Consider the following 22,993-nt stretch of genomic DNA (forward strand, 5'->3'; position numbering starts at 1 on the left):
TCCGTGACCACCACCCCGGCCGCCCCTGCCTCCCGCCCCGTCCCGTCGGACCCGACCGGCGCGTCGGGCGACCCCGAGCTCGTCGGCCTCGCCGACGAGGTGACCGCCCAGGTCCGCCGCTGGCTCGCGACCTCCGCCGAGCTGCCCGTCGACGCCTCGGCCCAGCACCTCGCGGGCGTGCTGAAGGACAGCAGGGGCCTCGACTTCACCGTCGGCTTCGTCGACGGCGTCGTGCGCCCCGAGGACCCGCGCGTGGCGGCGCGCAACTTCGCGGTGCTGGCCCGCGACGTGCCCCGCTTCTTGCCGTGGCACCTGCGGGTCGCGGTGCGCGTCGGCGCGCTGGCCGGCCTGCTGCTGCCCGCGCTCGTCATCCCGGTCGTGCGCCGCGCGCTGCGCCAGATGGTCGGCCACCTGGTGGTCGACGCGCGCGACCGCCAGCTCGGCCGGGCGCTGGCCCGGATCCGCGAGCGCGACGTGCGGCTCAACATCAACCTCCTCGGCGAGGCCGTGCTCGGCGAGCGCGAGGCCGCCAAGCGGCTCGAGGGCACCCACCGGCTGCTCGCCCGCGACGACGTCGACTACGTCTCGATCAAGGTCTCCTCGACCGTGGCGCCGCACAACCCGTGGGCCTTCGACGAGGCCGTCGAGCACGTCGTCGACCGGCTGCTGCCGCTCTACCGCCGCGCGGCCGCGGCCAGCCCGCAGAAGTTCGTCAACCTCGACATGGAGGAGTACCGCGACCTCGAGCTGACCACCGCGGTCTTCACCCGCATCCTCGACCGCGAGGAGTTCCTCGGCCTGGAGGCCGGCATCGTGCTCCAGGCCTACCTGCCCGACGCCCTCGCCGCGATGGTGCGGCTGCAGGAGTGGTCCGCGGCGCGGGTCGCCCGCGGTGGCGCGCCGATCAAGGTGCGCGTGGTCAAGGGCGCCAACCTGCCGATGGAGCGCGTCGAGGCCGAGGTGCACGACTGGCCCCTCGCCACCTGGCACACCAAGCAGGACTCCGACACCCACTACAAGCGCGTGCTGTCCTACGCGCTGAACCCCGAGCGCACCGCCCACGTGCGCATCGGCGTCGCCGGCCACAACCTCTTCGACGTCGCGTTCGCCTGGATCCTCGCCGGTCGCCGCGGGGTCCGCGACGGCATCGACTTCGAGATGCTGCTGGGCATGGCCCAGGGCCAGGCGGAGGCCGTCCGCCGCGACGTCGCGGCGGAGGGCGGCTCGCTGCTGCTCTACACGCCGGTCGTGCACCCCCGCGAGTTCGACGTCGCCATCGCCTACCTCATCCGCCGCCTCGAGGAGGGCGCGAGCCGCGAGAACTTCATGTCCGCGGTCTTCGACCTGCACGAGGACGCGCAGCTCTTCGAGCGCGAGCGGCAGCGCTTCCTCGCCTCGCTCGTCGCGGTCGACGACGTCGTCCCGCCGCCGCACCGCACCCAGGACCGCCGCACCGAGGACCCCGCCGAGGCCGTCGCCGGCACCTACCGCGCGACCCCCGACACCGACCCCGCCCTGCCGGGCAACCTGGCGTGGGGCCGCGAGGTCCTCGCCCGGGTGCCGGGCTCCACGCTCGGCGCCGACCTGGTCGCCGCCCACACCGTGGACTCCGCCGACGCGCTCGAGGGCGTCCTCGCCCGGGCGACCGACCCGGCCGCCGGCGGCGCCTGGGGCCGGCTGAGCGGTGCGGAGCGCGCGGCGCACCTGCGCCGGGCCGCGGTCGAGCTCGAGCGACGTCGTGGCGCGCTGCTCGAGGTGATGGCCTCGGAGTGCGGCAAGACCCTCGACCAGGGCGACCCCGAGGTCTCCGAGGCGGTCGACTTCGCCAACTACTACGCCCACCTCGCCGAGGAGCTCGACGAGGTCGACGGCGCCGAGCACCACCCCGTGGGGCTGACCGTCGTCACCCCGCCGTGGAACTTCCCGGTCGCGATCCCGGCTGGCTCGGCGCTCGCGGCGCTGGCGGCGGGGTCCGCGGTGGTCGTCAAGCCCGCTCCGCAGGCCCAGCGGTGCGGCTCGGTCATGGTCGAGGCGCTGTGGGCCGCGGGCATCCCCGCCGACGCGCTGCAGCTGGTGCACGTCGAGGAGGGCGACCTCGGCCGCGCGCTCATCGCCGACCCGCGGGTCGAGCGGTTGATCCTCACGGGCGCCTACGACACGGCCGCGCTCTTCCGCTCCTTCCGCCCCGACCTGCCGCTGCTGGCGGAGACCTCGGGCAAGAACGCCCTCGTCGTCACCCCGAGCGCCGACCTGGACCTCGCGGTCAAGGACCTCGTCGCCTCCGCCTTCGGCCACGCCGGCCAGAAGTGCTCGGCGGCGTCGCTGGCGATCCTCGTCGGCTCCGTGGCCCGCTCGCGCCGCTTCCGCCAGCAGCTGGTCGACGCGGTGACCTCGCTCGAGGTCGGCTACCCCGAGGTCGCCACCACGAAGGTGGGCCCCCTGGTCGAGCCCGCCTCGGGCAAGCTGCTGCGCGCGCTCACCACGCTCGGCCCCGGTGAGTCGTGGCTCGTCGAGCCCCGGCAGCTCGACGACACCGGTCGCCTGTGGTCGCCCGGCGTGAAGGAGGGCGTCGTGCGCGGCTCGGAGTTCCACCTCACCGAGTACTTCGGCCCCGTCCTGGGCCTCATGGTCGCCGCCGACCTCGACGAGGCGGTGACGCTGCAGAACGAGGTCGACTACGGCCTCACCGCCGGCCTGCACAGCCTCGACCCCGACGAGGTCCGCACCTGGCTCGACCGCGTCGAGGCCGGCAACGTCTACGTCAACCGCGGCACCACCGGCGCGATCGTGCAGCGCCAGCCCTTCGGCGGCTGGAAGCGGTCGGCGGTGGGTGCGGGCTCGAAGGCCGGCGGCCCGCACTACCTCGTCGGGCTGTCGTCGTGGACCTCGCGGCCCGCGGGCGCGACCACCGCCCCCCTCGAGCCCGCCCGCGCGCTCCTGGCCGCGGCGGCCGACGCCCTCGGCGAGGACGAGCGGGCCTCGGTCGAGCGCGCCCTGCGCTCCGACGCGGCGTACTGGGGCGAGGTGCTGGGCACGCCCGACGACGTGACCGGGCTCGCCGCCGAGCGCAACGTGCTGCGCCACCTGCCGGTGCCGGTGGTGGTGCGCCACGTCGGCGGCCCGCTCGGCCCGCTGGTGCGGGTGCTCGCCGCGGGGCTCGTGGCCGGCTCCCGGCTGCGGGCGTCGGTCACCCCCGAGGCGTACGCCGCCCTGCCGGTCGCCCTGCGCGCCGAGCTGTCGGCACGGGGGGTGGCCCTGAGCGCCGAGGACGACTCGGCGTGGCTGGCCCGCGCGGACGCGCTGGGCCGCGACAGCCACGGTGCCCGGGTGCGCCTGGTCGGCCCTGCCGCGGAGACCGCGGCCGCGGCGCTCGCCCTCGCGGACGTCGTGGGCACCCGGCCCGAGGTGGCGGTGTGGTCCGGCCCGGTGACCGAGGCCGGTCGCGTCGAGCTGCTGCCCTTCGTGCACGAGCAGGCGATCAGCATCACCGCGCACCGCTTCGGCACGCCGCACCGGCTCGCCCACGAGGTGCTCTGACCCGGCGGGGTCCCCGGGCCTCTCCACAGGCCGAGCGGAGGGTCCGCCGACGCTGTCGGCGGACCCTCCTAGGGTGCTGTGCGTGGTCCTCCACCTGCACCGCGCCGAGCGCACCGACCTGCTCGCCGACGCCCTCGGCGAGCTGCTGGCGCGTCCGCTCCCCGACCCCTTCGCCAGCGAGGTCGTCGTGGTGCCCGCGCGTGGGGTCGAGCGGTGGCTGACCCAGCGGCTCTCCCACCGGCTCGGCGCTGCGCCGGGTGCGGGCGACGGTGTCTGCGCCGGGGTGCGCTTCCTCTCGCCGCGCTCGCTGGTGGGCCTGCTGCTCGAGCGCGACCGCGACGACCCGTGGGACCCCGACCGCCTCGTGTGGCCGCTGCTCGAGGTGGTCGACGGCTGCCTCGGCGAGCCCGGCTTCGAGGCGCTCTCGTCGCACCTCGGGCACGGGGCTGGCGGGCCGGGCGGGCCGGGTGGGGGCGCGGTCGACCCTCGGGCGTCGCGGCGGTGGTCGGTGGCGCGGCGCCTGTCCGGGCTGCTGTCGTCCTACGCCGTGCAGCGCCCCCGGCTCGTCGCCGACTGGCGCGCGGGCCTCGACACCGACGGCGCGGGTCGTGCGCTCGACGACGACCTGCGCTGGCAGGCCGAGCTGTGGCGGCGGCTCGTCGCCGCGGTCGACCACCCCGCGCCCGACGAGCGGCACGCCGCCGCGCTCGCCTCGCTCACCGCCGGCGGCGCGGGCCTCGACCTGCCGCCGCGGCTCTCGCTCTTCGGCCACACCCGCCTGCCGGAGACGGAGGTCGAGCTGCTGCGCGCCGTGGGCGAGGTGCGCGACGTCCACCTGTGGCTGCCCCAGGCCTCCACGGCGCTGTGGGAGCAGCTCGCGCCGACCGCCCGGGAGGGCCGGGTGGCGCGGCGCGACGACGCCTCCGCGCTGCTGGTGGGCCACCCGCTGCTCGCCTCGCTCGGGCGCGACGCCCGCGAGCTGCGGCGCACCCTCGGGCCGGTGGTCCACGACGAGGCGGTGCCCTCGCCGCCCACCCCCGCCACGCTGCTCGGCTGGCTGCAGGCCGACCTGCGGGCCGGGGTCGAGCCGAGCGCCGAGACCCGGGCCGCGCGGGTGCCGGCGGCCGACGACCGCAGCGTGCAGGTGCACGCCTGCCACGGCCCGGCCCGGCAGGTCGACGTGCTCCGCGAGGTGCTGGTGGGCCTCCTCGAGGACGACCCGACCCTCGAGCCGCGCGACGTGCTCGTGATGTGCCCCGACATCGAGGGCTACGCCCCCCTGGTCTCCGCCGCGTTCGGGCTCGCGGACCTCTCGACCACCGCGCTGGGCGACGAGGCGGTCGGCGGGCACGACGCCGTCGCCACGGGGCACCCCGCCCACCGGCTGCGGGTGCGGCTCGCCGACCGGGCGCCCGGCGCGACCAACCCGCTCCTCGTCGTGGCGGCGACCCTCGTCGAGCTCGCCGGCGGGCGCGTCACCGCCACCGACGTGCTCGACCTCGCCGGCACCGAGCCGGTCCGCCGGCGCTTCGGGCTCGACGACGACGACCTCGAGCGGGTGACGGCGTGGGTCGACGAGGCGGCGGTGCGGTGGGGCCTCGACGGCGCCCACCGCGCCGACTACGGCCTCGCCCTCGACGACGGCACCTGGGCGACCGGTCTGCGGCGGCTGCTGGTCGGCGCGGCGGTCGCGGGCGACGGGCACCGGCAGGTGCGCGGCGTGCTGCCGCTCGACGACGTCGGCGACGGCGACCTCGAGCTCGTCGGCCGCGTGGGCGAGCTCGTGGCGCGGCTGCAGGCCTTCGTCGAGCGCGCCCGGGAGGCGGTCGGCGTGGGCGAGTGGGTCGCCGCGCTGCGCGCCGGGATGGCGGGTCTCACCGCCACCGACCCGGGCGAGGCGTGGCAGGCCGCCCAGCTCGAGCGCGAGCTGGCGCGCATGGGTGCCGGCGGCGAGGGCGAGGGGGTCGGCCCGGCGCTCCGCCAGTCCGACGTGCGCGCGCTGCTGCGGCACCGCCTGGGAGGGCGACCGACGCGGTCCGGCTTCCGCACCGGCACGCTCACCGTCTGCACGATGGTGCCGATGCGCTCGGTGCCGCACCGGGTGGTGTGCCTGGTCGGGCTCGACGACGACGTCTTCCCCCGCGGCACCACCGTCGACGGCGACGACGTGCTGGCCCGCAGCCCCCGCACCGGTGAGCGCGACCCGCGATCCGAGGACCGCCAGCTCCTGCTCGACGCCGTCACCTCGGCGACCGAGACCCTCGTCGTGACCTACACCGGCCGCGGGGTCCACACCGGGCTCGAGCGCCCGCCCGCCGTGCCCCTCGGCGAGCTCCTCGACGCCGTCGACCGCACCGCGGCCGACCCCGTGCGCGACCGCGTCGTCGTGCACCACCCGCTGCAGCCCCACGACGAGCAGACGATGCAGCCGGGCCGCCTCGGGGTCCCCACGCCGTTCACCTTCGACCGCAGCGCGGTCGCCGGCGCCACCGCCGCCCGCGACCCCCGGCCCGCGGAGCCGCTGCTGGTCCGCGAGCCGCTGCCGGCCCGGGCCGCGGCGGTCCCCGGAGCCGGGCCGGCCCCGGGCGCGGCGTCCGGAGGCGACGACGGCGTCTCGCTCGCCGACCTGCACGACGTGCTCACCCACCCCGTGCGCGCCTTCCTGCGCCACCGGCTGCGCATCACGACCGGCCGTGAGCACGAGGAGCTGCGCGACGCGCTGCCGCTCTCGCTCGACCCGCTGGAGAAGTGGGCGGTCGGCGACCGGCTCGTGCGGGTGGTCCTCGACGGGGCGCCTCCCCAGGAGGCGATGCGCGCCGAGCAGCTGCGCGGGACGCTGCCGCCCGGTCGTCTCGGGGGCACCCAGCTCGACGAGGTCAAGCGAGAGGTCAAGCCGCTCGTCGAGCACGGCCTCGCGCTGCGCCGCGGCGCCCCGCGCACGGTCGACGTCGACGTCGTCCTGCGCGACGGTCGGCGGCTCACCGGCACGGTCGGCGACCTCTTCGGCGGCGACCTCGTGCGGGTCGGCTACTCACGCGTCGGCGCCCGCCACCGCCTCGCGGCGTGGGTCGACGCGCTCGCCCTGGCCGCCGGCCACCCCGACCACAACTGGACCGCGCACACGGTCGGCAAGCACCGGGGCGGTGCTCAGCGCGCCCTCGTGCCGCCGCTCGACGACCGCGCGGTCGGCTGGCTCTCCGACCTCGTCGAGGTCGCCGACCGGGCGCTGCGCGAGCCGTTGCCGCTGCCGCTGCGCACCGGCCTGGCGTGGGCCGAGGAGTTCGCCCACGCCCGCCGCGGCCGCGAGGTCGACCCCGACGCCAAGGGCCGCGCCGAGTGGGAGACGCCGCGCTTCGACCAGACCGGCTTCCCCCGCGAGGACGCCGACGCCTGGCACGTGCGCGCGTTCGGCGAGCACGCCCCCTGGTCGTGCCTCACCGGGCCGCCCCAGCCGCACGACGTCCCCGGCGAGGCGCCCCACCGCCTGGGGCGCTACGCCTGGGCCGTGTGGGGCCCGCTGCTCACCGAGGCCGGGGAGCAGGTGCGGGCGCTGTGACGCACGAGGAGGGCCCCGTCGTGCCCGTGGGTCCCGTCGCGCCTGTCGATCCGGTCGCGCCGGTCGTGCCCGTCGCGTTCGACGTCACCGGGCCGCTCCCGAGCGGCACCACGCTGCTCGAGGCCAGCGCCGGCACCGGCAAGACCTGGACGATCGCGGCGCTCGTCACCCGCTGGGTCGCCGAAGGCGAGGCGGAGCTCGACGAGATGCTCGTCGTGACCTTCACGCGCGCGGCCAGCCAGGAGCTCCGCGACCGCGTGCGGGCACAGCTCGTCGCGGCCGAGCGGTGCCTCGGCGAGGTGGTCGACGGGATCCGCGACCTCGACGACGCCGCTGCTCGGGTGGGCGACGACGCGCTGCTGGCCCACCTGCTGCGCGCCGACCACGCAGCACTGGGTGACCGCCGGCGACGGCTGCGCGCCGCGGTGGGCGGTTTCGACGGCGCGACGATCGCGACCATCCACCAGTTCTGCCAGCTGGTGCTCCGGGGGCTCGGGGTCGCGGGCGACACCGACGCCGACGCCACGCTCGTCGAGGACCTCGAGGAGCTGCTGACCGAGGTGGTCGACGACCTCTACCTCGCGCGGTTCGCCGACCTCGACGGCACGCCGCCGTTCGACCGACCCACCGCCCTGCGCCTGGCCCGCGACGTGGTCGCCGACCCGCGGGCGCGCGTCGAGCCGCAGGCGGCGCTCGAGGCGGCGCCCGACGAGGTCCCGGCGCAGCGGGTGCGGTTCGCGCTCGACGTGCTCGCCGAGCTGGACCGCCGCAAGCGGCGCCTGGGCGTCCTGTCCTACGACGACCTCCTCGGCCAGCTCGCCGACGCGCTCGCCGCGGCCGACGCGCCCGCCCGTGCACGCATGCGCCACCGCTGGAAGGTCGCTCTCGTCGACGAGTTCCAGGACACCGACCCGGTGCAGTGGCAGGTCTTCGAGCGCGCCTTCCACGGCGCGGCGACGCTCGTGCTCATCGGTGACCCCAAGCAGGCCGTCTACGCCTTCCGCGGCGGCGACGTCACCACCTACCTCCGGGCCGCCGAGCTCGCCACGACGCGCGGCACGCTCGCGGTCAACCGGCGCTCCGACGCGCCGTTGGTCGCCGCGACCACGGCGCTCCTCGGCGGTGCGCAGCTCGGTGACGAGCAGATCGCGGTGCACGACGTCTCCGCCCACCACCGGGAAGCCCGGTTGCTGGTCGACGACCAGCCGGCACCCCCGCTGCGGCTGCGCGTGGTGCGCCACGAGGAGCTGGGGGTCTCGGCCAAGGCCTGGGTCAAGGTCGACCAGTGGCGCGAGCACGTCGCGCGCGACCTCGCCCGCGACGTCCGCCGCCAGCTCGGCGACCCGCGGGTGCGCTTCTGCGGCCGTCGGCTGGAGGCGGCCGACGTGGCGGTCCTGGCGCACACCCGCCGCGACCTGCTGGCCGCGCAGGCTGCGCTCGCCGAGGTCGGCGTGCCGGCGGTCGTCGGCGCCGGCGGCTCGGTCTTTTCGACGCCGGCCGCCGTCCAGTGGCTGACGCTCCTCGAGGCGCTGGAGCAGCCCCACCGTGCCGACCGGGTGCGCGCCGCGGCGCTCACCGCGTTCGTCGGGCTCACCGCGGTCGAGGTCGACGCGGGCGGCGACGCCGCAGCCGCAGACGCCCTCACCGACCGCCTCGCCGAGCGGGTGCGGGCCCTCGCGGAGGTCTTGGCCCAGCGCGGCGTGGCGGCGGTGCTCGAGTGCGCGGTGCTGGCCGGACTGGTGCCGCGGGTCCTCGGCACGGTCGGCGGCGAGCGGCTGCTGACGGACCTGCGCCACGTGGGCGAGGCCCTCCACCGGGTCGCGGTCGAGGAGCGGCTCGGCGTGGTCGGCCTGCTCGGCTGGCTGCGCGAGCAGATGGCCGACGACAAGGTCGAGGTGGCCTCCGAGCGCACCCGCCGTCTCGACTCCGACGCCGCCGCCGTGCAGCTCGTGACCATCCACGGCGCGAAGGGCCTGCAGTACGGCCTGGTCTACCTCCCCGGCCTGTGGGACCGCTGGGTCGGCGACCGTGGGCCGGACGTCCCGCTCTACCACGACGCCGAGGGCCGCCGCTGCCGCGACGTCGGGGGCCCTGGCCCGCACCGCGAGGAGTCGCTGCGGCGTCACCGGGCAGAGGAGGCGGGCGAGTCGCTGCGCCTGCTCTACGTCGCCCTCACCCGGGCGCAGTCGCAGGTCGTGGCGTGGTGGGCGCCGGCGAAGAGCAACACACCGAGTGCACCGCTCCACCGGGTCCTCTTCGGTCGACGCCCCGGCGACCCGGTCGTGCCCGACACGGTCGCCCTGCCCGACGCCGACCGGCTCGCCAACGCGCTCGCCGGGTGGCGTGACGCCGGGGCGCTGACCCCCGAGCTCGCCGTGCCGGTGGAGCCCACCGACGAGGCCCCTGTCCGGGACCGCCCACCCCTCGCCGCGCGCGAGGCGCGACGGCGGGTCGACACGGCGTGGCGCCGCACGTCCTACTCCTCGCTGTCCGCTGCCGCCGGCACCGGCTCGCCGTCCGGCGTCGGGGTCGGCGACGGCGCCGCCGCCGGGGACATCACGGCAGCGGGTCCCGGCGGTCCCGGCGACCGGCTGCCACCGCTGAGCGAGCCGGAGGACGCGCCCGAGCTGCGCGACGGTGACGTGCTCGACGCGCCCGACGCGGGTGGCGCGCTCGCCGACGACGGCCGGCCGCTCACCGCGGTGCCCTCGCCGATGGCCGACCTGCCGGTCGGCGCGACCTTCGGCTCGCTGGTCCACGCCGTGCTCGAGCACGCCGACCCGGCGGCCGACGACTGGTCCGGCGAGCTGCGTCGCCACCTCGACGAGCAGGCGGTGTGGTGGCCGCTCGACGTCGACCGCGACGCCCTGGTCACGGCCCTGGTCGCGGCGTGCGACACCCCTCTGGGGCCGCTCGCCGGCGAGCGCACGCTGCGCCAGGTGGGTCTGGACGACCGGCTGCGCGAGATGGAGTTCGAGCTGCCGCTGGCAGGGGGCGACCACCCCTCGCACGCCCCCGGCTCGGGGGCACCGGCCGTCCTGCTGGGTCACCTGGCGCCGCTGCTGCGTGCCCACCTGGCCACCGACGACCCGTTGCTGGGCTACGCCGACACCCTCGAGGCCGACCCGGCCCTCGCCGGGCAGGAGCTGCGCGGCTACCTCACCGGCTCGATCGACGTGGTCCTGCGCCACACGGGTGATGACGGGGTCCCGCGCTTCGTCACCGTCGACTACAAGACCAACTGGGTCGGCGGCGACGACGGCGTGCTCACCGCCTACGACTACCGCCCCCGTGTGCTCGCGGCCGCGATGGGCCACAGCGACTACCCGCTCCAGGCCCTGCTCTACACGGTGGTCCTGCACCGCTACCTCCGCTGGCGGCTGGCCGGTTACGACCCCGACGTGCACCTGGGCGGGGTGCTCTACCTCTACCTGCGCGGGCTGTGCGGCCCCGAGACCCCGCGCGTCGACGGGCAGCCGTGCGGCGTCTTCGCGTGGCGGCCGCCCACGCCGCTGGTGACGGCGCTGTCCGACCTGCTCGACGGGAGACGTCCGTGATCGACACCTTCGAGCCCGTCGACGCCCACGACCACCGGCTGGTGGCCGGGGCGACGGGGCTGCTCGGCGAGGCCAACCGTGCCGGCGCGGTGACCGCCGCCGACGTGCACCTCGCGCGAGCCCTTGGCGACCTGGTGGGCGAGACCGACGAGCGCGTGCTGCTGGCAGCGGCGCTGGCCACCGCCGCGGTGCGCGGTGGGTCGGTCTGCCTCGACCTCGCCGCGGTCGCGGTCGAGGCGCGCGAGTCCGGCGACGACGTCGAGGCACCGGGCCCGGGAGAGGCGGGTCGGGGTGGGCGCAGCGCAGGAGAGGCGGTCCCGGGAGAGGCGGGCGCCGTGCCGCCCGCGCTGGCCTGGCCGGAGCCCGCGGCCTGGTGCGCCGCCGTCGCGGGCAGCAGGCTCGTGGCCGAGGGGGTGCTGCGCTGGGAGCACGACCTGCTCTACCTCGACCGCTACCACGCCCAGGAGCAGCAGGTGCTCGCCGACCTGCTCGCGCGGGGGGCGTCCACGCCGCCGGTCGACGAGGCACGGCTCGCGGACTCGCTCGCCCGGGTGCTGCCCGGCGCGGGCTACGCCGAGCAGCGCGCCGCGGTCTCCCGCGCGGCCCGGCAGTGGACGACGGTGCTGACCGGCGGTCCCGGCACCGGCAAGACCACCGCCGTCGCCGGCCTGCTCGTCGTGCTCGCCGAGCAGGCGCGCAGCCGCGGGGAGGTCCCGCGCGTCGCGCTCGCCGCCCCGACCGGCAAGGCCGCGGCCCGGCTCCAGGAGGCGGTGTCCGGCTCCGCCGCGACCCTCGACCCCGACGGCAGCACCGGTCTGGCGACGCTGCAGGCCTCGACGCTGCACCGCCTCCTGCGACCGGTGCCGCGCAGCCGCACCCGCTTCCGCCACGACCGGGCCAACCGGTTGCCCCACGACGTCGTCGTGGTCGACGAGAGCTCGATGGTGTCGCTGACGATGATGGCGCGCCTGGTCGAGGCCGTGCGGCCCGATGCGCGGCTGGTGCTCGTGGGCGATCCCGACCAGCTGTCCTCCGTCGAGGCCGGCGCCGTCTTGACCGACCTCGTCGCCGGATGGGCGGGTCGCCCGGACGACCCGGTCACGCGGCTCGAGACCACCCACCGCTTCGGCGCGCACATCGGCGAGCTCGCCGCCGCCCTCCGCACCGGCGACGCCGACGCCGCTGTGCGGGTGCTGGCGGCGGGGCACCACGAGGTCGAGTGGGTGCGCGACCCCGACCCGGCGGCACAGGCCGCCGCCGTGCGCTCGACCGCGCTCGAGGCGGCACTCGGGCTGCGCGACGCCGCACTCGCCGGTGACCTGCCCGGTGCCGTCGCCGCGCTCGACCGGCACCGCCTGCTCTGCGCCCACCGCGAGGGACCCCACGGCGTACGCCACTGGAACCGCCAGGTCGAGTCGTGGCTGACCGAGGTGACGGGCGATCCGCTGCACGACCCGTCCTACCCGGGCCGGCCGCTGCTCGTGACCGCCAACGACCACGTCCTCGGCGTCTGGAACGGTGACACCGGCGTCGTCGCGCAGACCGGCCGCGGCCGGCGGGTCGCCCTGGCCACCGGCGGCGCGGTCCGCGACCTCGCCCCCTCCCGGCTCGGCGAGGTGCAGACCATGCACGCCATGACGATCCACAAGAGCCAGGGCAGCCAGGCCGACGTCGTCACCGTGCTGCTGCCCGACGAGGACTCCCGCCTGCTCACCCGCGAGCTGTTCTACACCGCGGTCACCCGCGCCCGCCGGCGCGTGCGCGTCGTCGGCTCCGAGGCCGCCGTCCGTGCTGCGCTGGCCCGCGGGGCCCGCCGCGCGAGCGGCCTGCGCCAGCGCCTCGAGTCCGCCCCCGTCCCCCACCTCTGACGCCCACGGCCCAGGCCGGCGCCCGGCGCAGGCCGCATGTCCCGGTCATGCGTCATGCGGATCGGGCGCGATCGCGTGCAGACCGCACGACGCAGGGGCCAGGACGGACAGGACGCCGTCGCGGCGTCATGCGGAGCGGACGCCATCGCGTGCAGACCGCATGACGCACGCACGGCGACCACCGCCGGCGGAGCCGCGACCCTGGACGCCGGGACGTGCGGGTGGTGGGGTGGGGCCATGCCCCTCACCGGAGAGTACGAGTCGAGCACGAGCAGCTGGGTGCGCGAGCAGGTCGAGACCTACGAGCGCACCGGTGGTCGCGAGGGCGCCGAGATGCGCGGCGTGCCCATCGTCGTCATCACCTCCCGCGGGGTGCGATCGGGCAAGCTGCGCAAGAACCCCGTCATGCGCGTCGAGCACGACGGGGTCTACGCCGCCGTGGCGTCGAAGGGCGGCGCGCCGGACAACCCGGCGTGGTACGCCAACATGGTGGCCGAGCCGCTCGTCGAGCTGCAGGACGGTCCCGAGCCCGCGGACTACCGCGCCCGCGAGGTGCACGGCGAGGAGCGGGCGGCCTGGTGGGAGCGGGCGGTCGCGGTCTGGCCCGACTACGACGACTACGCCGCGCGCACCGACCGCGAGATCCCGGTCCTGGTCCTGGAGCCGGTCAACGGCTGAGCGCGCCCACCCCGCCCGGCAGGGACGACGTCGACCCTGACCCGCCCAGCGTCGCGCCCCACCTCCCGTGGTGCACCGCCTCGGCGAGGGGGCGTCGCTGCCGCCAGCCGGCGCGCTCGAGGTCGGGGGTCTCGGCGAGCGCGCTCACAGGCCCCAGGCACAGCCACGCCACCGGTCGGACCCCGGCCGGCACACCGAGCAGGTCGGCGAGGAACTCCTCGCGGTAGAAGGACACCCACCCCACGCCGAGCCCCTCGGCGGTGGCCGCGAGCCAGAGGTTCTGGATGGCCAGGCAGGTGGAGTAGAGGCCCGCGTCGGCGATCGCGTGCCGCCCCAGGACGGCCGGGCCCCCGCGCGCGTCGTCGTGGGTGACGACGACGCCGAGGGACGACTCGAGCACCCCCTCGACCTTGATCCGCTCGAAGGTGGCCCGCCGCTCCCCGTCGAGCGAGGCCGCGAAGGTGTCGCGCTCGTGGCGCACGTGGTCGCGGAAGGCGGTGCGGGTCGCGACGTCGTCGACGAGGACGAAGTCCCACGGCTGCGAGTGGCCGACGCTGGGCGCGGCGTGGGCGGCGCCGAGCACGCGACGCAGCGCGGCCGGGTCCACGGGCGCGCCGGTGAACTCCCGCCGCACGTCCCGGCGCCGGTGCACCACGTCGTAGAGCGAGGCGGTGGGTCCGGCGGCCGGGTTACGGGGAGCGCTCACCCGCGGCACGCTAGCCGCCGTCTCGGCGTGCCCTGTGCCCCGCTCGCTCGTTGGCCCGGTGAGACCCCGAGGAGGACCCGTGCGCCGCCCCACCACCCCTCGCGCGAGCCGCGCCGACCGCGCCAGCCGTGCCCCCCGCGCCCCCCGCGCCCCCCGCGCGACCCGTGCGAGCCGCGCCCTCGCGGGTGCGCTCACCGTCCTGGCGACCGGCGCCGCGCTGCTCGCCGCGCCGACGGGCCCGGCCGCGGCCGAGGAGCCCACGCCGGGCACACCGGCGTACGTCGCGCGCGACCTGCAGAACGTCGCCGACGCCTACGGACGCATCACCGGGTCCGGCGGGCAGCTGCAGAACCCCGCCTACCTCCCGGCCCTGGTCGTCGCCTCGACCGCGCGCCACGTCGCCCAGATGCTCGACCAGGTGGCCTCGCCGACCCGCCTCGCGGTGACGCCGGGCAACCTGGTGCCGGGGTGGAACGTCGGCAACCCGCTGCGCGACGGCTGGGCGGGCACCCGCGGCCGGGCGGCGCGGGTCGCCTTCACCAACCGCCACGGCGCGCTGCTGCGCGGCACGGTCTGGGCCCCGCGCCCGGGGGCGCGCGACCCCTACACCGGACGGCCCCTGCGCGGGCCCTTCCCCGGCGTCGTGGTCACGCCGGGCTCGGTGCAGGGCTCGCAGGGGATGTACGAGTGGCTCGCCCAGGACCTCGCCGAGCGGGGCTACGTCGTCCTCACCTACGACGTGCAGGGCCAGGGCACGAGCGAGACGCTCCCGCACACCACCGGCGAGGCCTTCCCCGGGTGCGACCCGACCGCCGCGCCCGCAGGCGAGGAGACGACCGGCTGCCCGGGTGTGCCCTCGCAGCAGCTCGCGAACTTCACCGTGGGCACCCGCGACGCGCTCTTTTTCCTGCTGGCCACCCCGCGTCGGCCCTACGCGAACCCGGGCAGCACTGGCGCTCCGGTGCAGCGGGCCAACCCGTTCTGGCGGCTCCTCGACCGCCGCCCGATGGCCGACCCGTGGACCCCGGGGCGGCGCACCAAGGTGGCGATCGTCGGGCACTCGCTCGGCGCCGCCGCCGTCAGCCGGGTGCAGGCCGACGACCGACGGGTCGCGACCGTCGTCGCGCTCGACAAGCTCGGCAACGGCACCGGTGGCTCGGGGCCGCTGCGCCCGCGGGTGCCGGCGCTGGCGGTGCAGTCGGAGTACGGCTTCACGGTCGCGCCGTACGCCCTCGCCGGCGGCGGCTCGATCATGCCGCAGCCGAGCCCGCAGGGCCCCGACCCGCGACGCGAGCGGGCCACGGGCTGGGAGGCGTGGGACGCCGCGGGGGTCGACAGCCTGCTCGTCGTGCCGCGCGCCTCGACCCACCTCGAGTACACCGACATCCCGCTCGTCCTCCCCGCGAGCCGGTGGGGCCAGGCCGTCACCAGCGCGTACGTCCAGCGCTGGCTCGACCGCTACCTCAAGCGCCGCGGTGCGCCGAGCGACCTGCTCGCGCGCTCCTTCCGCTACCTCGAGCCCGTCGGCGAGGGCCGGTGGGAGCCTGTGGTGGTGCGCCGTGACCCCAGCTACCAGTTCTGCTCCGCCTTCCGGCTGAGCACCGACCGTGGCCGGGTGCTGCGCGACGCCACCTGGACGGGACCCGCCTGCTGAGGCCGGTGCCGCGGCGAGCGCGGGTCAGGCCGTGCGCGAGATCGACAGCGCGAGGCCGACGAGGTGGCCGAGGCGCGCGACCTCGGAGTCGAGGAAGGCCGGTCCGCCGCGGCGACCGATCAGCACGACGTCGTCGTCGGCCAGCGGCGCGCCGACGGTGACGTTGACGTCGTCCCCGAGGTCGACGTGGCCCGGCCGCGTGAGCGCGGGCCACGGCAGCGTGGTGGGGGCCGCGCCGGTCGCGTGCACCCGTTCGACGCCGTCGTGTCCGTCACCGGTGCGCCGCACCCGCGCCGCCCAGTCGGCGCGGAAGGTCACGGGCAGCAGGTCGATGAGCCGGTCCAGCGCCTGGGCTGGGTGCTCGGTGAGGTCCTCGACCGCCTCGAGGTCGAGGACGAGCCCGCCACTGCCGGCGTAGCGGCTGATCCACAGCACGCGCACACCGTCGAGCGCGCTGCAGGCCGAGACCAGGGAGTCGGGCATGGTGCCGGGGGCGGTCTCGAGCAGCACGTCGTCGACCGCGGTGCCGTCGGGCCGCTTCTCGACGATCTCGATGGCCTCGATGTCGCCGCCGGCCTCACCGATGGCCGAGGCGACCCGGCCCAACGACCCGGGCACGTCGGGCAGCTCCACGCGCAGCAGGAACGGCATCGCGCTCCCTCCCCTCGTCGGACCGCGACCCTAGCCTGCCCGAGCCGTCTCGGTAGGTTCCACCCCATGAGCGCGATCGACGGAGTGTCCGAGACCTTCGACCCCGAGGCGTGGGACGTCGTCCCGGGCTTCGAGGACCTGACCGACACCACCTACCACCGCGCGCGGGAGCACGGTACGGTGCGCGTCGCCTTCGACCGCCCCGACGTGCTCAACGCCTTCCGGCCCCACACCGTCGACGAGCTGCTGCGCATCCTCGAGCACGCCCGCACCTCCTCCGACGTCGGCTGCGTGCTCCTCACCGGCAACGGGCCCGGCGAGCGCCACGGCAAGCGCGCCTTCTGCACCGGCGGCGACCAGCGCATCCGGGGTCGCGCGGGCTACCAGTACGCCGACGGCGAGCAGCCCGACACGGTCGACAAGGCCAAGCTGGCCCGGCTGCACATCCTGGAGGTGCAGCGCTTGATCCGCTTCATGCCGAAGGTCGTGGTGTGCCTGGTCAACGGGTGGGCGGCCGGCGGCGGCCACAGCCTGCACGTCGTGTGCGACCTGACGCTGGCGAGTGCCGAGCACGCCCGCTTCAAGCAGACCGACGCCGACGTCGGCTCCTTCGACGGCGGGTTCGGCTCGGCCTACCTCGCCCGCCAGGTCGGCCAGAAGTTCGCGCGCGAGATCTTCTTCCTCGCCGACGAGTACGACGCCGCCGACATGCACGCCATGGGTGCGGTCAACCGGGTGGTGCCGCACGCCGAGCTCGAGGCGGTCGGCCTCGAGTGGGGCCGGCGCATCAACGGCAAGTCGCCGACGGCGCAGCGGATGCTGAAGTACTCGTTCAACCTTGTCGACGACGGCCTCGTCGGCCAGCAGCTCTTCGCCGGCGAGACCACCCGCCTGGCCTACATGACCGACGAGGCGCAGGAGGGGCGCGACCAGTTCCTCGAGAAGCGCGACCCCGACTGGTCGGAGTACCCCTGGTACTACTGATTTGACGCGTCTGCGCAGGTCAGGCGCAGGTTTGGTCGTCGAAGTCCGCGTCTGGTCCGCAGAAAGTCTGCGCGAATCGGCTGGAGTCGTGGTGACTGACGCGTACCGTCGTGGTCCTGGGTCCGTCGACAGGCCCACCCTTTAGGCGGGGACATCCCCCGCCACTCCCTCGGGAGGCGGTTCGACCCGAGGGCCGCAAGACCCGCAGAACTACCTGCGGTCGCCCTTCGTGAAGGAGTGAGTGGGCGGGGTTCGCGTCAGGACCACTTCACGGGTCGCAAATAGGAACGTCCAGCGCCGCTCACGGTCTGGGGGAGTTGACTCTGCCGGATCTTGTTGGGGCTGATGTGGAACGAGCCCGGCATCAGCTTCTTGAGCTCGGCCGAGAATCGCTTCGGCGGAAAGGCTGCCGCGACGTAGAGGCTCGGGTTGAGGGACCGCGCGGCCTTCACCGCCGGCGTGAGGTCGCTGTCCGCGCTGACGATCAGTGCCGAATCGGAGAGGCGGCGCGCGGCATCCGCGACAAGTGACGTCGCGATGTTCACGTCCGTCTCCTTCTCCTCGTAGTGGGTCCACCCGGCGCCACACTTGCGGCACTTCATCGGCTTCTTCTGGTAGCGCCCTTGAACGATGTCGACCAGGCCAGGGTTCTGCGCGAGCAGCGCCTGTTGGTACCGGCCTTGTCGGGAAGCGGCGGGTGGCTCATCAAGGACCGGCGCCGTGAAGTAGCGCACCTGGACCAAGTTGCTTCGCGGCCTCAGACTCTTCGAGAGGTCGACTAGGTCGAGCCACAGCATGCGTCGGCCAAACTGCTCCTTGAGCCCGTGATACAGGTTGAAACCGTCCACGTAGACGATCAGGCTCGACACGGGGTGCTCCTCCTTGGGATGGGGCGACCACCCTACGGCGTGCGTTATGAGTGTGACGCAACACTGGATGTCCGGATCTTGGTTCGCAGGCCCGCGTATGGCTATAGTCTCCGTACACCACGCCAAGGCCTCGCGGCCTTGGTCCAACGGCCCCATCTTCACGATGGGGCCGTTTTTGTTTGTCCCGGTCACCCCTCAGAGAGGCTGTCGGCCTGCCGGGTCGACTGGGCGATCAGGTCGGCGGCCGCAGCCCGCGTCCGATCCTCCGCTGTCGGCCACAGATGGTTGTAAGTGTTCAGGGTCGTCGTCGCCGACGAGTGCCCCAGCGCTCGCTGCACGGTGACGACGTCGCACCCGGCGGCGATCAGCCCGGAAGCGTAGAAATACCGCAGGTCGTGGAGCCGCACGTGCGGCAGTCCAGCTGACGTCCGGGTCGCGCGCCACCGCCAGTCGATGTCGTTGTCGTACATCGGTCCGTCGCGGACGGTGAACAGTCAAGCCCCCCAAACCAAGGCGCAGGACTGGGTGGAGATCAAGCACCTCATCGAAGCGGGTCTCCTCTCGGTCGGCGACAAGCTGATCGCGACCCACCGAGACTTCGCCGGCGTCGAGGCGCTGATCGCCGCTGATGCCAAGATCGAGTTGAACGGCAGGTGCTTTGCAACGCCGACAGGCGCGGGCAACCATCTGCGCAGGCGGGCGACGAACGGCTGGTACTTCAGGTCCGTGGCCGACGGCCGTCGGCTGCGCGACCTACGGTCGGAGTTCCTCGCCGCCGCAGAGTCCCACGAGACGGGCAGCTCTCCCTCATCGATGAGTGGTCGGAAGCTTCCGGGCCGGTCGCTGGAGTTAGAGACGCGGCCATCCTGCACGACTAACCTTGCTGGCCATGACTCCCGGGGACGACACCAACCGCCTTGCGGCGGAGGCACGCGCCCGGGTGCTGATCGACCGCCAACTGGCCGAGGCCAGTTGGTCGGTGCAGGACAAGACGGCGATGAACCTCTTCGCCGCCCAGGGGGTCGCCGTCCGCGAGGTCACCCTCAAGCCGGGTCACGGCCGAGCGGACTACCTGCTGTACGTCGATCAGAAGGTCGTCGGCGTCATCGAGGCCAAGCCGGAGGGGACGCCGCTCTCCGGCGTCGAATGGCAGTCCAGCAAGTACGCCGACGGGCTGCCCGCGGACGTCAAGCTGGCGGCGCTGACCAAGGACGGCCGGCTTCCGTTCGTGTTCGAAGCCAGCGGCACCGAGACCCACTTCACGAACGGCTATGACCCCAATCCTCGGGCGCGACGGATCTTTAACGTCCCCAAGCCCTCGACGCTCGCGGGCATCCTCAAGCATGTGGACGAGGAGCACCCGACGTGGCGCGGGAAGGTACGCGCGTTCCCGCCGCTAGACACCCGGCCGCTGCGACCATCTCAGATCGAGGCGATCAACGGTGTCGAGACCAGTCTGCGCGAGCAGCGTTACGACCGCAGCCTCGTGCAGATGGCCACCGGCGCGGGCAAGACCTACACCGCCGTCACGCTGTCCTACCGGTTGCTGAAGCACGGCGGCTTCCAGCGAATTCTGTTCCTCGTCGACCGCAACAACCTGGCTAGGCAGACGATGGCCGAGTTCGAGAACTACCAGACCCCTGATGACGGCCGGAAGTTCACCGAGCTCTACAACGTCAACCGGCTCAAGCGCGGGCCGATGCCGGATGCGACCAGCGTCGCGATCTCGACCATCCAGCGCGTCTTCACGGCGCTGCGTAACGAGGAGGTCGGGGACACCGACGACCCGGACCTCGACGGCTGGGTGCCTGAGACTCCCGTCACCGTGGCCTACAACCCCGACATCCCGCCTGAGGCCTTCGACTTGATCGTGGTCGACGAGGCCCACCGCTCGATCTACGGCCAGTGGCGCGGGGTGCTGGAGTACTTCGATGCCCACGTGGTCGGGCTCACCGCCACCCCCGGCAAGCAGACCTTCGGGTTCTTCAAGCAGAACCTCGTCAGCGAGTACACCTACCCGCAGTCGGTGGCCGACAACGTCAACGTCGACTTCGACATCTACCGGATCAGGACCCAGATCAGCGAGCAGGGATCGACAATCGAGGCCGGCACCATCGTGCCGAAGGTCGACCGGCGCACACGGGCTCAACGCTACGAAGCGCTCGACGAGGATCTGGAATACCGCCGGACCCAGCTCGATCGTGCCGTGACCGCGACCGACCAGATCCGCACGGTCCTGGAGACCTTCCGCCACAAGCTCTTCACCGAGATCTTCCCCGGCCGCTCGGTGGTGCCCAAGTCGCTGATCTTCGCCAAGGACGACGCCCACGCCGAGGAGATCGTCACCCAGGTCCGCGAAGTGTTCGGCAAGGGCAACGACTTCGCCGCCAAGATCACCTACAACGCCCGCAACGCCGACCAACAGCTCGCCGCCTTCCGCACCAGCGCCGCCCTGCGGATCGCGGTCACCGTCGACATGATCGCCACCGGCACCGACGTGAAGCCCCTGGAGTGCGTCTTCTTCATGCGCGACGTCCGCTCCCCACAGTACTTCGAGCAGATGAAGGGACGCGGTGCCCGCACCATCCCCGACGCCGACTTCCAGGCCGTCACCCCCGACGCCAAGGAGAAGACCCGCTTCGTGCTGGTCGACGCCGTCGGCGTCACCGAGCACGACTTCGTCGAGCCGCCGCTGAACCGCGAGAAGTCGATCAGCCTGCAGAAGCTTCTGGAGAAGGCCGCCAACCTCACCATCACCGAGGACGAGACGGCCACACTCGCCTCCCGCCTCGCTGCTCTCGAAGCGCAGATCACCGACGACGAGCGCACCGAGCTCGACGCCGTCGCCGGCGGCTCGCTGCGCCAGGTCGTCCGCGAGCTCGTGGATGCCGTCGATCCCGACGTCCAGGCCAAGGCCCTCGAAGGCGCCGCCGACCAGGACCAAGCGCTCCAGCAGCTGATCATCGCCGCGGTGAAGCCGATTGCCTCGAACCCCGACCTGCGGGCGCGCATCCTCGAACTCCGCCGCGCCCACGACCGGATCATCGACGAGGTCTCCACCGACGTCCTCCTCGACGCCTACGGAGTCATCGACACCAGCAAGGCCAAGTCCGTCGTGGAGTCCTGGCGCGCCTACCTCGACGAGCATCGCTCCGAGATCACCGCCATCCAGCTCCTTGCCGAAGCGCGGGAGCGGCGTATCTCGTTCGGCGACATCAAGGAGCTGGCCGACCGCATCTCGCGGCCGCCCTACAACTGGACTCCCGACATCATCTGGAACGCCTACGTCGCGCTCGACCCCGAGTACGGCAAGGCGTCAACCACTCACCGGACGCTGACCGATCTGGTCTCTCTGATCCGCTTCACCCTTGGCGAGGACGACCGGCTCGCGCCGTACGCCGACAAGGTCAACCAGAAGTACGCCGCCTGGCTGGCCCAACAGGAGCAGGCCGGCGTCGCGTTCACGCCTGCCGAGCGTTGGTGGCTGGATCGGATGGTCCAGGTCATCGCGTCCTCCGCCGGTATCAGCCCTGCCGACCTCGACCAGCCCCCGTTCACCGAGAAGGGCGGCACCGACGGTGCCGTCCGTGATCTCGGCGAACGAGCAGGAAGCCTGATCGACGAGCTGAACCAGGAACTCACTGCATGACGTGGCCTGTCGTCACCCTCAACGATCTGCAGGCGAACGAACCCAGGGCAATCACCGACGGCCCTTTCGGATCCAACCTCGCAAGCCGCCACTACACAGAGAGCGGCCCTCGCGTCGTCCGCCTGCAGAACATCGGCGATGGTCAGTTCATCGACGAGCGGGCGCACATATCCGAGGAGCACTTCGAGTCGCTCCGTGCGCACGAGGTCCGAGCCGGAGACCTCCTGGTCGCTTCACTAGGTGAGGTCCTGCCGCGCGCCTGTCTTGCGCCACCTGCCCTTGGACCCGCCATCGTGAAGGCTGATTGCATCCGGGTGCGCCTCGGCGATGCGGTCGACCCGCGCTGGGTCCTCTACGCGCTCCAACGTCCCGAGGTACGGCGGTGGGCTGACGAGCACCGACATGGTGTCGGGCGTCCGCGGCTCGGGCTGAAGGCGATCCGCCAGATCCCGATCCCCCTCCCGGAACTCGAAGAGCAGCAACGCATCGTCGACCTCCTCGAAGGCCACCTCTCCCGCCTCGACGCCGCTGAGGCGCTCGTTCGCAAGTCGATTCGTCGTCAGGCCGCCCTCCGCGACGCAGCCCTGTATGACTGGGTTCAACGAGCGCGTGAGTCGGCGGGCGTCGAGCTTGCGACGTTAGGTTCGATTGCGAAGGTTACGAGCGGACTGACGCCCCTCAAAGCCAACAAGGCCTTCTATGAGGGTGGGACCATCCCGTGGATCACCAGCGGTGACCTCCATCAAGGTGTCGTGACCAAGGCATCCACCTTCGTCACAGAACGCGCCCTTGCGGACACAACGCTCAAGATGGTGCCTGCGGGTGCTCTCTTGATCGCCATGTACGGGGAAGGAAAGACCCGCGGCACCGCCGCTGAGCTCGGGTTCGACGCGACCACGAATCAAGCGTGCGCCGCGGTCGTTCTGCACGACCCGAATCTTCGGCGGTGGGTTCGGCTCGTCCTTGACGCGAACTACACCCGCGTTCGTCGGTTGGCGGCGGGAGGGGTGCAGCCGAACCTCAATCTTTCGATCATCAAGGCGATTGAGGTTCCGATTCCCAAGGCAGACCTGCGTGGCGAACTGCTTGCCGAGCGCCGTGAACTCGATGAACAATCCCGCAGGTTGAGGGCCGATTTGGCTGCCGCGCAGTCTCGCGGTCGCAGCCTCCGGAGGTCGCTGCTCGCGGCTGCCTTCTCGGGCCGCCTCACGACTGAGCTGCCGCAGCCGGCGGAGTCGACACTTGCTGTGTGAGGCAGCTGCCCCTGCGCCACTCGCCGATATG

At 74.0% G+C, this 22,993-nt stretch carries 13 protein-coding genes and 1 pseudogene; 10 read left to right on the forward strand and 4 right to left on the reverse strand.

The window, feature by feature from the left end; genetic code table 11:
- Positions 1-3 precede the first annotated feature (3 nt).
- The 5 genes from BJ989_RS03295 to BJ989_RS03315 all read left to right on the forward strand — a co-directional run bounded on the left by BJ989_RS03295 (position 4) and on the right by BJ989_RS03315 (position 13,196).
- Positions 4-3,537: a proline dehydrogenase family protein gene (locus BJ989_RS03295; RefSeq protein WP_179516984.1), complete on the forward strand. Its 3,534-nt coding sequence runs from the start codon at positions 4-6 to the stop codon at positions 3,535-3,537.
- An 82-nt stretch (positions 3,538-3,619) separates the two neighbouring features.
- Positions 3,620-7,093, forward strand: a complete 3,474-nt coding sequence (recC, locus tag BJ989_RS03300) for an exodeoxyribonuclease V subunit gamma (protein WP_179516985.1) — start codon at positions 3,620-3,622, stop codon at positions 7,091-7,093.
- A complete protein-coding gene (locus BJ989_RS03305) occupies positions 7,090-10,650 on the forward strand; it encodes a UvrD-helicase domain-containing protein (protein ID WP_343049057.1) in 3,561 nt (1,186 codons plus the stop codon). Before recC ends, BJ989_RS03305 begins: the two co-directional genes overlap by 4 nt.
- Positions 10,647-12,518 carry an exodeoxyribonuclease V subunit alpha gene (recD, locus tag BJ989_RS03310; protein ID WP_179516986.1) on the forward strand — a complete coding sequence of 624 codons (1,872 nt, stop codon included), beginning with the start codon at positions 10,647-10,649 and terminating at the stop codon, positions 12,516-12,518. Before BJ989_RS03305 ends, recD begins: the two co-directional genes overlap by 4 nt.
- A gap of 237 nt (positions 12,519-12,755) precedes the next feature.
- The gene (locus BJ989_RS03315) at positions 12,756-13,196 is read left to right on the forward strand and encodes a nitroreductase family deazaflavin-dependent oxidoreductase (protein ID WP_179516987.1); all 441 of its coding nucleotides are present in this window, start codon (positions 12,756-12,758) and stop codon (positions 13,194-13,196) included.
- On the opposite strand, the gene bluB is transcribed toward BJ989_RS03315, so the two are convergent.
- A complete protein-coding gene (bluB, locus tag BJ989_RS03320; RefSeq protein WP_179516988.1) occupies positions 13,186-13,902 on the reverse strand; it encodes a 5,6-dimethylbenzimidazole synthase in 717 nt (238 codons plus the stop codon). The two genes, BJ989_RS03315 and bluB, sit on opposite strands and share 11 nt — an antisense overlap.
- Positions 13,903-13,981: 79 nt before the next feature.
- On the opposite strand from bluB, the gene BJ989_RS03325 reads away from it, so the two are divergent.
- Complete coding sequence (locus BJ989_RS03325) at positions 13,982-15,556, forward strand: alpha/beta hydrolase family protein (protein ID WP_343049058.1); 1,575 nt, start codon at positions 13,982-13,984, stop codon at positions 15,554-15,556.
- 24 nt (positions 15,557-15,580) lie between these two features.
- Here BJ989_RS03325 and BJ989_RS03330 read toward each other — a convergent pair whose 3' ends face one another.
- A complete protein-coding gene (locus BJ989_RS03330) occupies positions 15,581-16,207 on the reverse strand; it encodes an ACT domain-containing protein (protein ID WP_179516989.1) in 627 nt (208 codons plus the stop codon).
- Between the two features lie 66 nt (positions 16,208-16,273).
- On the opposite strand from BJ989_RS03330, the gene BJ989_RS03335 reads away from it, so the two are divergent.
- On the forward strand, positions 16,274-17,191 hold the full coding sequence (locus BJ989_RS03335; protein ID WP_179516990.1) for a 1,4-dihydroxy-2-naphthoyl-CoA synthase: 918 nt from the start codon (positions 16,274-16,276) through the stop codon (positions 17,189-17,191).
- A gap of 257 nt (positions 17,192-17,448) precedes the next feature.
- On the opposite strand, the gene BJ989_RS03340 is transcribed toward BJ989_RS03335, so the two are convergent.
- A complete protein-coding gene (locus BJ989_RS03340) occupies positions 17,449-18,060 on the reverse strand; it encodes an NYN domain-containing protein (protein ID WP_343049059.1) in 612 nt (203 codons plus the stop codon).
- A 188-nt stretch (positions 18,061-18,248) separates the two neighbouring features.
- The gene (locus BJ989_RS03345; protein ID WP_246283388.1) at positions 18,249-18,530 is read right to left on the reverse strand and encodes a tyrosine-type recombinase/integrase; all 282 of its coding nucleotides are present in this window, start codon (positions 18,528-18,530) and stop codon (positions 18,249-18,251) included.
- Between BJ989_RS03345 and BJ989_RS17445 the strand changes: the two are divergent.
- The 3 genes and pseudogenes from BJ989_RS17445 to BJ989_RS03360 all read left to right on the forward strand — a co-directional run.
- Positions 18,514-18,780 (forward strand): annotated as a pseudogene (locus BJ989_RS17445) (restriction system modified-DNA reader domain-containing protein); the annotation flags it as partial. The gene BJ989_RS03345 and the pseudogene BJ989_RS17445 sit on opposite strands and share 17 nt — an antisense overlap.
- A 169-nt stretch (positions 18,781-18,949) precedes the next feature.
- Positions 18,950-21,709 (forward strand): type I restriction endonuclease subunit R, encoded by a 2,760-nt coding sequence (locus tag BJ989_RS03355; RefSeq protein WP_179516991.1) that lies wholly within the window; start codon positions 18,950-18,952, stop codon positions 21,707-21,709.
- A complete protein-coding gene (locus BJ989_RS03360) occupies positions 21,706-22,962 on the forward strand; it encodes a restriction endonuclease subunit S (RefSeq protein WP_179516992.1) in 1,257 nt (418 codons plus the stop codon). The genes BJ989_RS03355 and BJ989_RS03360 overlap by 4 nt, the downstream gene beginning before the upstream one ends.
- Positions 22,963-22,993: the final 31 nt, after the last annotated feature.

Source organism: Nocardioides perillae, assembly GCF_013409425.1.
Taxonomy (GTDB): domain Bacteria; phylum Actinomycetota; class Actinomycetes; order Propionibacteriales; family Nocardioidaceae; genus Nocardioides; species Nocardioides perillae.

What these genes read in the sequence shown, in the direction of transcription:
- BJ989_RS03355 (WP_179516991.1), top strand. Translation starts at nt 18,950, where the DNA reads ATGACTCCCGGGGACGACACCAACCGCCTTGCGGCGGAGGCACGCGCC.
- BJ989_RS03345 (WP_246283388.1), bottom strand. Translation starts at nt 18,530, where the DNA reads ATGTACGACAACGACATCGACTGGCGGTGGCGCGCGACCCGGACGTCA.
- BJ989_RS03315 (WP_179516987.1), top strand. Translation starts at nt 12,756, where the DNA reads ATGCCCCTCACCGGAGAGTACGAGTCGAGCACGAGCAGCTGGGTGCGC.
- BJ989_RS03360 (WP_179516992.1), top strand. Translation starts at nt 21,706, where the DNA reads ATGACGTGGCCTGTCGTCACCCTCAACGATCTGCAGGCGAACGAACCC.
- BJ989_RS03330 (WP_179516989.1), bottom strand. Translation starts at nt 16,207, where the DNA reads ATGCCGTTCCTGCTGCGCGTGGAGCTGCCCGACGTGCCCGGGTCGTTG.
- BJ989_RS03335 (WP_179516990.1), top strand. Translation starts at nt 16,274, where the DNA reads ATGAGCGCGATCGACGGAGTGTCCGAGACCTTCGACCCCGAGGCGTGG.